The sequence below is a fragment of the Paenibacillus sp. RRE4 genome (assembly GCF_031844205.1).
GTDB classification, from domain to species: Bacteria; Bacillota; Bacilli; order Paenibacillales; family Paenibacillaceae; genus Paenibacillus; species Paenibacillus xylanexedens_B.
Genome location: NZ_JAUZUT010000001.1, coordinates 1,022,818 through 1,037,824, shown reverse-complemented (window position 1 = coordinate 1,037,824; position 15,007 = coordinate 1,022,818). Strand labels below are relative to the sequence as shown.

Here is a 15,007-nt window from a genome sequence, read left to right as displayed (position 1 = left end):
ATGTCCTCCTTCTCCATCATCTCCGGGTAAGCCGGGATCATCCTGTTCAGCTCGCCTTATCCAAACCGGCCGGATATATAGTCCTCGGTCCGGGAATCTTGCGGTGTGGAGAATAACGTCTCCGTATCAGCTGCCTCCACCACTTCACCATTCAGGAAAAATACCGTTCGTCCAGATACTCGCGCGGCCTGATGCATGTTGTGCGTAACCATGACGATGGTATATTTATGATGCAACTCTTTGACCAATTCCTCGATTTTCAGCGTAGAGATCGGGTCCAGCGCCGAAGTTGCTTCGTCCATCAGCAACACATCCGGTTGTACTGCAAGTGCACGTGCGATGCACAGACGTTGTTGCTGTCCACCAGACAGACTTAACGCCGATTTTTTCAGCACATCCTTGACTTCATCCCACAGCGCCGCATGCACCAGACTCTGCTCGACGAGTTGATCCAGTTCTGCTTTTTGGGTTACGCCGTGCAGACGCGGTCCGTATGCTACGTTGTCATAAATGGATTTTGGAAAAGGATTCGGCTGTTGGAATACCATGCCTACCCGTTTGCGAAGCGTCTCCACTTCAATCTCATTGCTATAAATATCCGAACCGTTCAGCATAACTTGTCCTTCCACACGAACACCCGGAATCATGTCATTCATCCGGTTTAATGTGCGGAGCAATGTCGATTTACCGCAGCCAGACGGCCCGATAAATGCCGTTACGGTTTTTTCAGGCAGATCCATCGATATATTTTTAAGCGCGTGATGCGTATCATAGTATAAATTAAGCCCATCAATGTGAATGAGGTCTTTCATGGATGCTCACTTCTCCTTCGCTGCAGGGATCATCGGATTCCCTTTACGTTGACGTTGAGACCGGCGTTCATATTCTCTAGCAATCAGCACAGTCATCTTTAATATCCTAACGTAACATTGTAAAAACAGTACCACCTTCATGTTAACGGAATGTAAAAACACCTGAAGAAGACCTAGGCCGTTATATCAAATTCCCAGGTCTCTCATTTTTTGCTTTGCACGAATTCGGTTATACTTTATGCCTCGGTTATACATTAATTCATAGCTCGGAATGATCCGTAATCATAGCCTTTAGCTTCAACTGAATATTTGCTGCGATCCTGCCAGCTTCCTCGCCTTCGGTAGCAATGGTTCCGACGATGCAGGACAAAGCATTTACCGCATGATTCAACTTCCCAAACGCTGCCGCACCTTCCTGCACATACTTCGCACTCTCATCGATTTCAGTGCCACTCGCCTGAATGAGGGATACCGTCTGTTGGGTTAAACGTTCAATATCCTGAAGCAATACGGTCATGTTTCCAGCCACTTCCCGTGTCTGTTTGGCAAGTGCCCGGATCTCTCCGGCAACAATCTGGAACCCCCGTCCGTATTCTCCGGCATGCGCAGCCTCTATCGATGCATTCAGTGCCAAAAGCCCGCTCTGATCCGCCAACGTTCGAATGGAACGTGCCATTCCTGCACCCGTTTTGATGGATTCGAGCATCTGACTTGCGTGTTTGCCCTGATCTCCCATATGCTCATGAACCTGAAGGTAGGAAGACTCAACTTGACGCAAACGCCCTTCTCCCTCATTGGATAACCTGATAACCTGCCCTGCTTCTTGCACGGTCTCATTCGCCGCTTGAACCAGCTTGGTTACAGCCTCATGAATGCGTGAGATTTCCTGTCCACTCTCCGTCACGGTAGATATACGGTCTGTGGATGCCTCCTGCTGGAGCTTACGGGAGAGAGACATCACATCACGGATCGTCAGTACCCCAAGCAAGCAATCCTGTTCCGTTACGAGCAGGCAGTCATAAAAATGATCCTCATCCCGCCGAAGCGCGGCATCAATAATTGCTGCAGGTTCCATATGTATATCTACAATAACCGGTGATGCGTTAGCTACATTCATAATCGGTTTACGATAAAATAAGTCCGCTGCGAACCTACCGTTCAGTAAGCGATACAAGTTCTCACGCATCAATAATCCTGTCGGTTTCATCTGTTCATCACAGAGCACAATACACGGATGCTCCAGTCCGTCACTTAACATCGCCGCAGCCTCTCCGCAGGTAGTATCTCCTCTAGCTACAGGCACCTGACGGAAATATTCGTTTATAGAAACGGCATGTTCTTCCTGAACTTCACTTGTTGATTCGTCCGATTGCAACTCAGGTACGAACACCATTTCTTCCTCTTTTGGTAAACTAACTTCCAGATTCTCAGGTCTAACCTCTAACAACATGGGCATAATTACACATTCTCCTTTACGTGTTAGCTCCGCCCTAAGGTGGGTTATTAGGTACAAAGTATCACTTGGATAACTTCATCCTACTCCCCATAAATGAAGAAAAATCTTCCTTTGTGTAAAAAGGAGGTAAAAATAAAACTCCCCGATCATTTAACTAGAATGATGGGGAGTTTTTCTTTTGACAACCAATTTATAACCTACGCCGCGGATGGAATCGATATGAACGGATTCAGGATCAAGCTCCAGCTTTTTACGTAATGAACTGACGTGTACATCCACGGTCCGCTGGCCTCCGATATAATCAAAACCCCATACCGCATTCATCAGGTCATCCCGGGTGAGCACCACGCCAGGCTTTTTAGCGAGATATAACAGGACTTCGAACTCCTTCGGACGCAGGCTGATCGATTGTCCTCCCAAAGTCACCTCATACTTCAACGGATAAATTTCAAGTTCGCCAAGAATAATACGTGAGCCGTCTTTATCCTCAGGCTGCGGTAAATCGTCGCCATTCGAATAACGTCTGAGTACCGCATCTACACGTGCCAAAAGCTCGGATACACCAAACGGTTTCGTAATGTAATCATCTGCACCCGATTTCAGCCCTTGCACAACCTCGGCTTCACCGTTCTTGGCGGTAAGGATAATGACAGGAGTGCTTACTCCCTGAATACGCAGTTTGTTCAGAATATCCAGACCATTCATGCCTGGCAGCATCAGATCCAGTAGAATCAAATCGAAATCCTGAGACAAGGCCCGGTCATATCCTGCTGACCCATGATCCTCTGCCGTTACGTCATAACCTTCCTGTGTCAGGTTGTACGTAAGTAATCTCGATAATGTCGGTTCATCTTCAATAACCAGCAAACGCTGTGCCATGATACCCCTTCTCTCTTCATAGGTTGTCTGTTGCCACAACACTTTTTCTATCATAGCACTAATTTGTTAACGCTGTGTAAAGCAAATGACTCATTTTACATTTTGCTCCTATACGCCTACATTTCTTCTTATTGAAGTAAACTATAATTCTTTTTTGACCGAAGTAAACTAGATTTCTTCCTCCTGGATCAATGGCAGCATGACTCGGAATGTGCTTCCCATACCCAGCTCACTTTCAACTGACAATTTGCCATGATGCAGCTCGACCAGGTGTTTTACAATGGAAAGTCCCAGACCTGTGCCTCCGGAATTACGGGATCTGCCTTTGTCTACACGGTAGAAACGTTCAAAGATTCGCGGCAAATCCTTCTTCGGAATACCAATTCCTGTGTCGGAGACCGAGAAAACCACCTGCTCTTCCTCACTCGTCTGATCCATCTTCACCTGGAGCTTCACTCTTCCACCCTCAGGTGTATAATTTATGCCGTTAGATAAGAGATTAATGAAAATCTGCTTCATTTTATCCTCATCCGCTTCAATATACAGTTCCTCCGGTACATTCATTTCCAGACGAATCTGCTTTTTCTCCGCTACCTTGGACAAAGTTCCAAGCACCATTTCGAAGAAGGAATGCACATGCACTGGCGAACATTCCAGCGGTGCACGTTTCGATTCAATCTTGGACAACTCAAGAATATCTCCAATCAAGCGGTTTAGTCGATCACCTTCATCATAAATAATCTGCAGGAAAGAACGTTCCGTTTCCTTATCCTGTACACCGCCGCTTAGTAAGGTTTCTGCAAATCCCTTCACTGCTGCCACAGGTGTTTTGAGTTCATGAGAGACATTGGCCACAAACTCGCTACGCATGGATTCCAATCTGCGAATCGCAGTTACATCCTGGAGCAGGAATAACATTCCCCGATATCCGCCATTGTCTTCCGACATCGGCACGCCATCCAGCCTTATCAACCGTTCTTCCGGGTTAAATACACTTACTTCTTCGTGCATCCGTTCCTGATTAGCTACGCTCTCTTCAATCGTGCGTGTCAGCTCATAATGCCGCTTGAGTTCCGTATAAGGTCTCCCTGTAACCTTCACGGCCTGAATGCCGAGCATACGCTCTGCTTCCCGATTAACCAATGCAATCGACCGCGTTGCATCAATCATGACGATCCCGCCCGTCATATTCGCCAAGACACTTTGAAGCAATGCTTCATTGTCTCGTATCGTTTTGAGTTGGGACTGCAGACTATCCGCCATTCCGTTAATCGCCAGACCCAATTGGCCGATCTCGTCCCTGCGTGTTACTTTTACTCTTGCATCGTACTCCAGCTTCGTAATCCGGTGTGCCACTTTGGTGATATGCTCGATGGGCGATGTTAAACCTCTAGCTACCCGGTAACTGACAAATGCCACAATGAGAAAAAGCAGGCCGAGGGCAGCAAACATAATCATCCATCCGCGTTGCAGTCCTTGATCCACCGCTTGCAAACTCATAGACAGACGAATAAAACCGTCGAATTTGCCACTTGGCATTTCAATCATGTCACTTTGATCCGAATTAACAGGCAGCGCAACATACAGCATGTCCTGGCCTAACGTTGCACTATATCGGATGGACTGTCCAAAAGTCCCTTCCGTAGCCGTCTGGATCTCTTCCCGATTCAGGTGATTATCCATTGTCGCAGGGTCACTCTCGGAATCGCCGATGACGACACCGTCTTTATTAATAAAGGTTACCCGTGAGTCTGTCAGACGGTCCAGTTCCAACGCCCGATCCGAGTAATATTTCCGTGTTTCGGATGAGGTTGGATTCGAAGCATCGTGAAACGGGAAAGTCGCTTTTAACAAATTAATCTCACGCACCATTGTTTGTTCCAGTGCGGCGATGTGAGTAGTCTTGAAAACTCTGCCCATTGTATACCCTGCGACAATGACGGATACGCCAATGAGCACCATCATGATTAGAGCGAGGCGAACGCGAAACGGTCTCATTAATCTCTTCCTTCTGTTATATTTTAATCCGTTGAACAAAACATTTACATAGCCACTCCGATGACAGAATAACCTTCGAATCGCTGTTATCCCCAGATTTTTTGGATTCACTTTTCCAAAGGGGAAAATCCAGTGATAAAGGCGAAGCTTATGCTTCCGATGCAGCTTTCTTTCAGAAAGCTTTTAGCTCCGCTTTTTCAGGTTTTTTCTGCCCTCTCCGTTCATATGTAAATAAGTGAATAGTGAATTCAAATAATGAAAACAAACCTTTATTTATCAATTTAGTTCGGTGCGGTCACCGCGTGTTGTTGGATGTGAGATGACTAGAAATTCCACATCTTGTGCACTTCGATTTTGCATCTGATGGGGTGCTCCCGGCGGGATTTCGATGCCTTCATGTGTTTCCAGTACATAGGTCTCTCCATTCAGCTCCATACAAGCCTCACCGCTAAGAACAAAAAAGAATTGGCGGCTCTTTACATGTACATGCCTTGTTTCTGTCGTGCCTGCGGGCATTCGCTCATGAATCACACTAAGTGTCTCTCCCTGAACCAGATGCCAACCATCACACTGAGCTCCCCATATATAATGTGATGCCTCTTGTTTGCTAATTTTCAAATGAGTGCCTCCCGAATATGTTATCCGGTTTATCATATCACATCTAATGAGATATCTTTCCATGTAAAATGAGCAATACATCTGCCTTCTTCTCCTCTGACTTACTCCATTGCTTTAAAGTCAGACCTGTATAAGGTATCATAGATATATCAACGCAGATACAGACTTTTGTAAATCGCATCTTACAATAGATAGGACTTTAATTTTCCTCCCCTGTCCGGAACCCTCTGCTTATTTGAAAAAAGAAACAAAAAAAGACGGAACGCTAACGAGAATTCAGCGTTCCGTCTTTCTCCATACAGCACATATCCTTACCCGTCCCGCAATATCAGCAGCACAGGGCATCACCTATCCGTTAACGACTTCGCCGCCGTTCACGTGCATCGCCTGTCCGCTGACGTAAGAAGAGTCATCGGAAGCAAGATATACATAAGCTGGTGCCAGCTCATCCGGTTGTCCAGGACGTTTCATCGGTTGCGTTGCTCCGAATTCACTTACTTTTTGCTCATCAAATGTCGAAGGAATCAAAGGTGTCCAGATCGGGCCAGGGGCTACGGCATTCACACGAATCCCTTTTTCAACCAGATTCATCGACAATGAACGAGTGAAGGATGTAATCGCCCCTTTGGTCGACGAATAATCCAATAACGTCGGGCTTCCCCGATAAGCGGTTATCGATGTTGTGTTAATGACGGTGCTCCCTTGTTTCAGATGGGGCATAGCTGCCTGTGTAACATAAAACATACCAAAGATGTTGGTACGGAACGTTTTTTCCAGTTGCTCCGGTGTAATATCTTCCAGGTTTTGTTGCGGATGCTGCTCAGCCGCATTGTTAACCACGATGTCGAGTTTGCCAAGTTCATCAACTGTCTGTTGCACGCTTTTCTTCGCAAAATTCACATCACCGATGTCACCTGCGATAAGTACACACTTGCGCCCTTCCTGCTCCACCTGACGTTTTGTTTCCTTTGCATCCTCATGTTCACTTAAGTATACAATCGCCACATCCGCGCCTTCCTTGGCATACGTCACAGCAACAGCACGTCCAATCCCGCTGTCCCCTCCTGTAATCAAAGCAACTTTGTCCATTAGTTTACCAGCCGCCTTGTACTGCGGCTTCTCGAATTCAGGCTTGGGATTCATTTTGGATTCAATTCCTGGACGCTGATCCTGATGTTGTGCAGGCATCGTTTGTTGTTTTTGCTGGGTAGTGCTTGACATTGTATCTTCTCCTTTCAAAATGAACATGTTTGATTTTAAGAAGACTTGGACACAATCAACATGCTCCCTTGTCTTTCATTCGTCATATGTCTCATTCTGTAGGATGGCATGAACCGACCAGATTATTCTTCTACTGGACAGCAATGCGAACCCACTTATATTACTGTCATTCCTTATTTACCACATATATGGAAATCCAAACTTGCATTTCGTGACAATCTGCTTTTCTCAAACATTCGAAATTTTATCGAAATTAACCTGTTTCATGATCTAAATAGTGTTCCTAAGCCGATAGGGCTGATGTACAATGTACAATGTAGAGAGCTTTATGCCTCTTTTTTCTCAGTCATCTAGTGCGATTAAGAGCATTATAATATTTGTTCAAGCACTACAACAAACTAATTTGACATGGAGATCTGAACATGGAATCGCATATTACTACATACATTACACTGGTGACCACGTCAGCCGTGCTGAATTTGTTTCTGTGTATGTATACGTACTTCAGAAGAGCCCATTTTCCAAATGCCAACATCTTTATCCTGTACACTGCTTCACTGTCCGTATATACCTTCGGATATGCCATTGGTCTCGCCAGTAATACATTGGAACAGATGAAGTTCTGGAATATCATTCAGTATATTGGTATGCCAGTCTCTGCACCGCTTGGTCTGCTTCTCATGATTCATTACACTGGAAAAAAGCTGTCTACATGGCTGACATCAGCCCTGTTCATCATTCCCTCCATTACGGTTTTTCTGGTTGCTACGAATGATTGGCATCATCTCTATTACAAAAGAGTATGGTTACGTGAGGATAGCACCGTTCCTGTCATGGCGATGGATATCGGCCAATGGTATGTTGTCCATGGTGCCTTTACGTTCTCCTGCCTTTTATGTGCTGGCCTTATCTTGATTGGGCAATGGCGTCACACCAAAAAGATGTATCGTCGTCAACTGCTTACGTTAATTGTTTCGCAAATTATACCGATGGTTGCTGCTTTCGTGTACTTGCTTGGCTTGACACCGTTCGGTTTAGACCCGGTTCCGATCTTAATGTGTGTCACTTCCGCAATGTACATCTGGGCGATTCTGTCCTCCAGACTGCTGACGATTGTGCCTATTGCCAAAGAAAGCATTTTTGAGAGCATGCGTGAAGGGGTTCTTGTCCTGGACAGTTCCTATCGTCTTGTCGATTTCAACAGATCGCTGAGACTGATGTTACCTGAGATTGAAACAACGATGGTTGGACAACCCTTGAATGACATATGGCTTGGTCTCGCAGGAGAGACATTTCCCGTTGAATATGGAAGAGAAGGTTTACAAACGGACCTGTACTGGCAATTAAACGGAGAAACCGTCTGTTACCAGGTCAGGACGTCTTATGTATTTAACAAAAACCCTCAAGTTGTCGGTATTCTCATCATGCTAATCGATATTACCGAACAACGCTTTCTACAAGAACAGTTGAAGCAACTGGCTTATTTCGATGGTTTAACCAAGATATATAATCGGACTCAATTTTTGAACAAAGGAAAGGAATTGCTTCAAGAAGCCCGGCTTAATCTTCAACCCGTCTCCTTCATCTTGTTTGACATCGATCACTTTAAGCAGATCAACGATACCTATGGACACGATGTGGGAGATCAGGCCATCATTCATGTAGTATCTGTGTGCAATCGTTATTTAGATACGGAGATGTTATTCGCCCGGTACGGAGGAGAAGAATTTGTTATCGCTCTGCCAAACACGGCACTTCAGCAAGCTTATACTCTCGCAGAACAGTTGCGCATTGCAATGTTAAGTCAACCACTTGACTTAGAGAGCAAGTCCATTCCAATAACCGCCAGCTTTGGTGTGTCCCAAACGGACAGTGAGTCGGATACCCTGGAATCTTTGCTACGTGACGCCGATCACGCCCTCTATGAATCCAAACGGAATGGCCGAAATGCAGTACGAGTTCATGGTGCTGGTGTTAGCTAATGATGAGTAGCGGGGGTATTCAGGTTCCCGGCAGTCATTGAATAAAAGATCACAAAACAGACAGACAGCCTCTGCAGGCTGTCTGTCTGTTTGTTTGTTTGTTTGTTTGTTTGTTTATCTGTGCGGTTTGATTCAATAGAATCGGGCGTTACTCACGCCACATGGTTAAAAGCGTACATGTTTCATTAGCAATAGCTTTTAGCGCTACCACTTGTCCTGAACATGTGCAAACGCTTCACCTTATACTCATAGTTATCGTTTGAGAATCAACTTTAGACCCTGAAGCCTCTTATTCTCCTATTAGAAAATGGATCTGTCCACCATCAGGTACACCATGATGAGCAAGAACACGGCAAGCAACGTGCTGAACGTACGAATTTTGCTTTGGTATGGTGTTACATCCTTATTACTTTTCACGCCTTCTGCGGCAAGACGTAACGGTTTACCCATAATTCCACCAATGGCTGCAATTGCGAGAAGAAGTACCACTACTACAGCCATCCAGATGTGGGAGTAATCTCCCTTTGTCATCAGATAACCACCTGTAAGAAGCTGAATAACAAGCGCATATTGTGCAACTTTGTTTAAAGAACGAAGTGACGCGAATGCTCCCTCCTGTGCTGGCAAGCTCAATGTGCGAATTTTACCGACCACGAATGGCAAAATCAGATAAAATCCCATGGCCAGTGCTCCGACGATATGGAGCAAATACATAATCATTGTCAAAATTTTCATCCTCCTCAACATATTCGCTGTGCTGTATATCACATTTTATTATACTGGGGAACTTATCCAAAGAAAAGAAAACCTCCGTAAATACGGAGGTTTTCTCACTTTTCATGTTCAAAAAGTCTTCAAAACTTAAATATTAACGATTGAAATGACGTTACGCACCGAATCTGCAGACGTATCCAGCGCTGCTTTTTCTTCCGCCGTCAACTCCAGTTCGAAAATCTTCTCAATTCCGTTGCCTCCCAGAATGGTTGGCACACCGAGGAACAGATCCTGATATCCGTACTCACCTTCAAGATAAGCAATAACCGGAATAATGCGTTTTTTGTCCTTCAAAATGGCCTCCGTCATCTGGACCAATGAAGCTGCCGGAGCATAGTATGCACTGCCATTACCCAGCAGGTTAACGATCTCACCGCCGCCTACACGGGTACGTTGCACAATCGCATCAATGCGATCTGCTGGAATCAGGGTATCGATTGGAATACCGCCTACACTCGAATAACGAACGAGCGGTACCATATCGTCACCATGACCACCTAGCACAAAGCCACGTACATCCTCTACGGATACATTTAACTCCTGCGCAATGAACGTACAATATCGTGCAGTGTCGAGAACACCCGACTGTCCGATCACGCGGTTTTTCGGAAAACCGAGTGTCTGATACGCTGCATACGTCATTGCATCTACCGGGTTGCTCAGAATAATGACAATGGACTCAGGGCAATATGTTTTCACATTTTCACACACGGACTTCACGATACCTGCATTCGTATTCACCAGATCGTCACGGCTCATGCCCGGTTTGCGGGCAATTCCGGCTGTAATGATCACAATGTCCGAACCAGCTGTATCCTCGTAGTTGGAAGTTCCCACGATATGACTGTCGAACCCTTGCACAGGGCTAGCCTCCAGCAGATCGAGTGCTTTACCCTTGGTCGGATTCTCCAGTTGAGGAATATCAACCAGAACAACATCCCCGAGTTCCTTCTGGGCAAGCATCAGTGCAGTTGTAGCACCGGTAAAACCGGCGCCAACGACTGTGATTTTTTTGCGCTGAATAGTCACGATTCACATCTCCCCTTACAGGTTTTTGTTACAGGTTGCTAATGATTTGATCAGCGAATTCGGAACATTTCACTTCTGTTGCGCCGTCCATTAGACGTGCAAAGTCATAGGTTACCGTTTTATTGTTGATGGATGTTTCCATGCCTTTGTAGATCAGGTTAGCCGCTTCTTGCCAGCCCAGGTGTTCAAGCAACATTACGCCGGAGAGGATTACGGAACCAGGGTTCACGACATCTTTATCCGCGTATTTAGGTGCAGTACCGTGTGTTGCTTCGAAGATAGCATGTCCAGTTACATAGTTGATGTTCGCACCAGGTGCGATACCAATTCCGCCAACTTGCGCTGCAAGGGCATCGGACAGATAGTCACCGTTCAGGTTCAATGTAGCGATCACATCAAATTCACCCGGACGAGTCAATACTTGTTGCAGAGCGATATCAGCGATAGCATCTTTAACGATGATTTTGCCAGCATCTTCTGCTGCTTTTTGCGCTGCATTGGCTGCATCTGTACCGTCTTTTTCTTTGATTACATCGTATTGTGCCCAAGTGAATACTTTGTCGCCAAATTCTGCTTCAGCCACTTCGTAACCCCAGTTTTTGAAGGCACCTTCAGTAAATTTCATGATATTACCTTTGTGTACCAAAGTAACGGTTTTGCGGTTATGATCAATAGCGTATTGCACCGCTGCACGAACCAAACGTTTCGAACCTTCCTCAGATACAGGTTTGATACCGATACCGGAAGTTTCTGGGAAACGAATTTTGTTAACACCCATCTCCTGTTGCAGGAACTGGATTACTTTTTTCACTTCTGCAGAACCTTCAGCGTACTCGATACCTGCATAGATGTCCTCTGTGTTTTCACGGAAAATAACCATGTCAACCAACTCAGGACGTTTAACCGGGGAAGGTACACCATTGAAATAACGTACAGGACGCAGGCAAGTGTACAGGTCAAGTTCTTGACGCAGAGCCACGTTCAGGGAACGGATACCGCCGCCGATTGGCGTAGTTAGAGGTCCTTTGATGGCTACGATGTACTCACGAATCGCTTCGAGCGTATCGTTCGGCAACCACTCTCCGTATGTATTGAATGCTTTCTCACCAGCAAACACTTCATACCAAGCAATTTTTTTAGTTCCGTTATATGCTTTTTCTACCGCTGCATCCAGAACGCGTACAGAAGCTTTCCAGATGTCACGGCCTGTACCGTCACCTTCGATGAATGGAATGATTGGATTATTAGGAACTTGAAGCGTACCGTTGTCAATTTGAATTTTTTCGCCTTCAGTTGGGAGTGCAAATTTTTCCAATTTCATAATTACAATTCCTCCTAAGTTTTGGTTTCACAGTATGAAGCATACCACATTTTTGCAGGAAGGAAGGGCTGTCTCCACTCGTCAGTATAGCCTCGTATTCACAAGCCCCTCACCTCATCTATATGATTATACTGTTTTTGCTAAAGTTTAGCGAAGATCGATGGAAACGTACTTCTGATCAGTCGGACCCGTGTACTCGGCACGCGGACGGATAATGCGGTTATCTGCAAGTTGCTCCAGAATATGCGCTGTCCAACCGGACACACGGCTGATCGCAAAGATCGGTGTGAACAATTCCTGATCAATCTTCAGTTGAGTGTAAACGGAAGCGGAATAGAAATCGACATTCGGTTTCAAACCTTTTTGACCGGTCACGATTTCTTCAATCTTCACGGACATCTCATACAAACGGGTATCGTTGTTCATCTCACCCAGTTCTTTGGACATCTTCTGCAAATGCTTCGCACGTGGGTCGCCGTTTTTGTATACGCGGTGTCCAAAGCCCATGATTTTCTCACGGTTATTCAGTTTTTCCTGAATAGCCGCTTCCAGACGATCCGGTGTACCGATCTCGTCCAGCATTTTCATAACCGCTTCGTTTGCACCACCATGCAGAGGCCCTTTGAGTGCACCGATCGCAGAAGTTACGCCTGAGTAAATATCAGACAGGGTCGCTACCGTAACGCGGGCAGCAAATGTCGAAGCATTCAGCTCGTGATCTGCATGCAGAACAAGTGCTTGATCAAGTGCTTTTACCGCGGTTTCGGACGGCTCTTCTCCTGTCATCATGTATAAAAAGTTCTCAGCGATGGAAGCGCCTTCTTTTGGAGCCACAGGCTCTTGCCCCTTACGAATACGCGAGATCGCCGCTACAATGGTTGGCAATTGCGCTTGCAACTTCACCGCTTTGTTTTCGTTCGCAGCTTCTGTCATCTCGTCGGCTTGCTCATCATAGAGCGCAAGTGCGGAGACTGCAGAGCGTAGAGCTGCCATCGTGCTGATGTGTTTTGGATACAACTTGATTTGGGCGATCAATTCGCTTGGAATCGGTGCGTAATCGCTCAGACTTTTACGAAGTGACTTCAGTTCATCTGCTGTTGGCAACTTGCCAAACCAGAGCAGATAAGCAACTTCTTCAAAACTTGCATGTTCAGCCAAATCATCGATATCGTATCCACGGTATGTAAGCACACCGTCTACAATAGAGCTGATCGAAGAGGTTGTTGCAACGATGCCTTCCAGACCTTTGGTAGCTGTCATATTACATCTCTCCTTTAATAAGCGAAATCAGAAAACATTCTAAGTCATATCAGTGCCGAAGTGCACCTAACCTCTTTTGTAAACCGTTTCATTTTAAAAATGACCTAAGTTGTCAAAATTCGGTTTTCTTATCTGTCAATCGGTATTTACTTATATCATCATACTGGATTTTGTCGTTTATGTGAACATGATGAGAGTTCATTCGCACATCAAACATATTTATCGGAGTGATAAAGCATTTTTGAAAACCTTTACACAAGCAAGGTTGACATTTAATGTGTATTAAACAATTCATGTCATTAGCGAATTCAAACAAAAATATAGTCACAAAATCTATTGCTATAATTTGTAAACCTCAGGCATACTTTAGGCAGACGATGTGCATAGTAGCATTCCAGCACATAATTGCAGACTGTTCTTATTGCGTTTCAAAAGCTTACGATTGCTCTATATTAATAAGATAAGCTCTTGACTGAATAAAGGAGAGTTGAACCTTGGATCGAATCATTCTCAAACGTCTGCTTCGCGGTCTGTGGGTTATTGTGGCTACCTTTCTGATCGCTGTAGCCGTATATCTGTTGTTCCCGCTGTTATATCCTTTTGTTATTGCCTGGATTATCGCCTATGCCATGAATCCGCTCGTAAAGCTGCTTCAGAACAGACTTCGTTTTCCGCGCTGGTTAGCAGTAACCTTGTCACTCCTATTGTATTTTGGAGCAATCGCTGTAATTTTATCTGCGGCTGTTACTCGTATGGTTAAAGAAGTCATTTCACTAACCACCAGTTTCGACCTGCATGTGGATGAAATCAAAGAAACGTTTGTACGCTGGACACAAAACGATACAATCCAGAGTTTGATAGCGCAGATTAACGATTTTTACAAAGAAAACCCGAATTATCAAGAAACCATTAACAGCAACATTAGCAAAACAACAGAGACCGTCGGAACAGCAGTAAGTGACCTCGTTACTGGTTTTTTCAACCTGATTCTAAACCTGCTGACCTCGCTACCTAATATGGGTGCAGTTCTCATTGTGGTGCTGCTATCTACCTTTTTCATTAGCAAAGGCTGGACACGTCACAGCATTACCGTCTCTGGCTGGGTTCCGTCCGCAGTTCGGAAACCGATCTCTGATATCTGGAATGATCTCAAAAAAGCCCTCTTTGGTTATGTACGCGCACAGCTGATCATGATCTCGATTACCGCTCTGTTCGTCATGATTGGACTGCTCATCCTTCAAGTCAAGTCAGCTTTCACGATCGCTCTGCTGATTGGTCTGGTTGACCTTCTTCCATATCTCGGTGTAGGTCTGGTAATGGTACCTTGGGCGGCGTATTTGTTCATGAACGGAGATATCTATCTTGGCATCGGTATTAGTGTGATCTATCTTATCCTGCTTATTGCCCGGCAGATCATTGAACCGAAAGTTCTTGCCAGTAGTGTGGGGCTAGACCCACTTGCAACGTTAGTAGGCATGTTTGTTGGTTTAAAGCTGTTTGGCGTGTTAGGCCTCATTATCGGTCCAGTCAGTCTTGTGATCCTCGATGCCTTTAATCGTGCCAATGTACTTCGTGACCTCAGGACCTATATCATTAATGGCAGAGTCCGATGATTCTGATTGAAGAGCCTAACCACCATTGTGCTCCAGTTAAACTA

General features: G+C 45.3%; 12 protein-coding genes. 2 read left to right on the top strand and 10 right to left on the bottom strand.

The genetic code is table 11. The annotated features are described in order from the left end of the window. Positions 1-56: 56 nt before the first annotated feature. The 6 genes from pstB to Q9R46_RS04885 all read right to left on the bottom strand — a co-directional run bounded on the left by pstB (position 57) and on the right by Q9R46_RS04885 (position 6,984). The gene (gene pstB, locus Q9R46_RS04910; RefSeq protein WP_145329193.1) at positions 57-812 is read right to left on the bottom strand and encodes a phosphate ABC transporter ATP-binding protein PstB; all 756 of its coding nucleotides are present in this window, start codon (positions 810-812) and stop codon (positions 57-59) included. 259 nt (positions 813-1,071) lie between these two features. After that, the gene (locus Q9R46_RS04905) at positions 1,072-2,268 is read right to left on the bottom strand and encodes a methyl-accepting chemotaxis protein (RefSeq protein WP_311279158.1); all 1,197 of its coding nucleotides are present in this window, start codon (positions 2,266-2,268) and stop codon (positions 1,072-1,074) included. 150 nt (positions 2,269-2,418) lie between these two features. Then, positions 2,419-3,147 carry a response regulator transcription factor gene (locus Q9R46_RS04900; RefSeq protein ID WP_090920260.1) on the bottom strand — a complete coding sequence of 243 codons (729 nt, stop codon included), beginning with the start codon at positions 3,145-3,147 and terminating at the stop codon, positions 2,419-2,421. Between the two features lie 168 nt (positions 3,148-3,315). Then, complete coding sequence (gene pnpS / locus Q9R46_RS04895) at positions 3,316-5,145, bottom strand: two-component system histidine kinase PnpS (protein WP_311279157.1); 1,830 nt, start codon at positions 5,143-5,145, stop codon at positions 3,316-3,318. Positions 5,146-5,421: 276 nt separating this feature from the next. Beyond that, positions 5,422-5,763 carry a cupin domain-containing protein gene (locus Q9R46_RS04890; protein WP_311279156.1) on the bottom strand — a complete coding sequence of 114 codons (342 nt, stop codon included), beginning with the start codon at positions 5,761-5,763 and terminating at the stop codon, positions 5,422-5,424. A 348-nt stretch (positions 5,764-6,111) separates the two neighbouring features. Beyond that, positions 6,112-6,984 (bottom strand): SDR family oxidoreductase, encoded by an 873-nt coding sequence (locus tag Q9R46_RS04885; protein WP_311279155.1) that lies wholly within the window; start codon positions 6,982-6,984, stop codon positions 6,112-6,114. A gap of 422 nt (positions 6,985-7,406) precedes the next feature. Between Q9R46_RS04885 and Q9R46_RS04880 the strand changes: the two genes are divergently transcribed. Beyond that, positions 7,407-8,966, top strand: coding sequence for a histidine kinase N-terminal 7TM domain-containing diguanylate cyclase (locus tag Q9R46_RS04880; protein WP_311279154.1), 1,560 nt, complete (start codon positions 7,407-7,409; stop codon positions 8,964-8,966). 300 nt (positions 8,967-9,266) lie between these two features. Here the strand turns inward: Q9R46_RS04880 and Q9R46_RS04875 are convergent, their stop codons facing one another. The 4 genes from Q9R46_RS04875 to citZ form a co-directional block, all read right to left on the bottom strand. Continuing rightward, complete coding sequence (locus Q9R46_RS04875; RefSeq protein ID WP_123064202.1) at positions 9,267-9,692, bottom strand: hypothetical protein; 426 nt, start codon at positions 9,690-9,692, stop codon at positions 9,267-9,269. A gap of 135 nt (positions 9,693-9,827) precedes the next feature. Next, complete coding sequence (mdh, locus tag Q9R46_RS04870) at positions 9,828-10,769, bottom strand: malate dehydrogenase (RefSeq protein ID WP_311279153.1); 942 nt, start codon at positions 10,767-10,769, stop codon at positions 9,828-9,830. A 28-nt stretch (positions 10,770-10,797) separates the two neighbouring features. Further along, positions 10,798-12,090 carry an NADP-dependent isocitrate dehydrogenase gene (icd, locus tag Q9R46_RS04865; RefSeq protein WP_311279152.1) on the bottom strand — a complete coding sequence of 431 codons (1,293 nt, stop codon included), beginning with the start codon at positions 12,088-12,090 and terminating at the stop codon, positions 10,798-10,800. Positions 12,091-12,237: 147 nt separating this feature from the next. Further along, positions 12,238-13,350 carry a citrate synthase gene (gene citZ, locus Q9R46_RS04860; RefSeq protein WP_123064199.1) on the bottom strand — a complete coding sequence of 371 codons (1,113 nt, stop codon included), beginning with the start codon at positions 13,348-13,350 and terminating at the stop codon, positions 12,238-12,240. Between the two features lie 494 nt (positions 13,351-13,844). Between citZ and ytvI the strand changes: the two genes are divergently transcribed. Beyond that, entirely contained in the window at positions 13,845-14,963 is a 1,119-nt protein-coding gene (ytvI, locus tag Q9R46_RS04855; protein WP_090920232.1) for a sporulation integral membrane protein YtvI, read from the top strand. Positions 14,964-15,007 lie beyond the last annotated feature (44 nt).

Bases quoted from the DNA above. Each gene is read 5' to 3' on its own strand.
- Q9R46_RS04885 (WP_311279155.1), bottom strand. From the start codon at position 6,984: ATGTCAAGCACTACCCAGCAAAAACAACAAACGATGCCTGCACAACAT.
- pstB (WP_145329193.1), bottom strand. From the start codon at position 812: ATGAAAGACCTCATTCACATTGATGGGCTTAATTTATACTATGATACG.
- icd (WP_311279152.1), bottom strand. From the start codon at position 12,090: ATGAAATTGGAAAAATTTGCACTCCCAACTGAAGGCGAAAAAATTCAA.
- Q9R46_RS04905 (WP_311279158.1), bottom strand. From the start codon at position 2,268: ATGCCCATGTTGTTAGAGGTTAGACCTGAGAATCTGGAAGTTAGTTTA.
- pnpS (WP_311279157.1), bottom strand. From the start codon at position 5,145: ATGAGACCGTTTCGCGTTCGCCTCGCTCTAATCATGATGGTGCTCATT.
- citZ (WP_123064199.1), bottom strand. From the start codon at position 13,350: ATGACAGCTACCAAAGGTCTGGAAGGCATCGTTGCAACAACCTCTTCG.
- Q9R46_RS04880 (WP_311279154.1), top strand. From the start codon at position 7,407: ATGGAATCGCATATTACTACATACATTACACTGGTGACCACGTCAGCC.
- Q9R46_RS04900 (WP_090920260.1), bottom strand. From the start codon at position 3,147: ATGGCACAGCGTTTGCTGGTTATTGAAGATGAACCGACATTATCGAGA.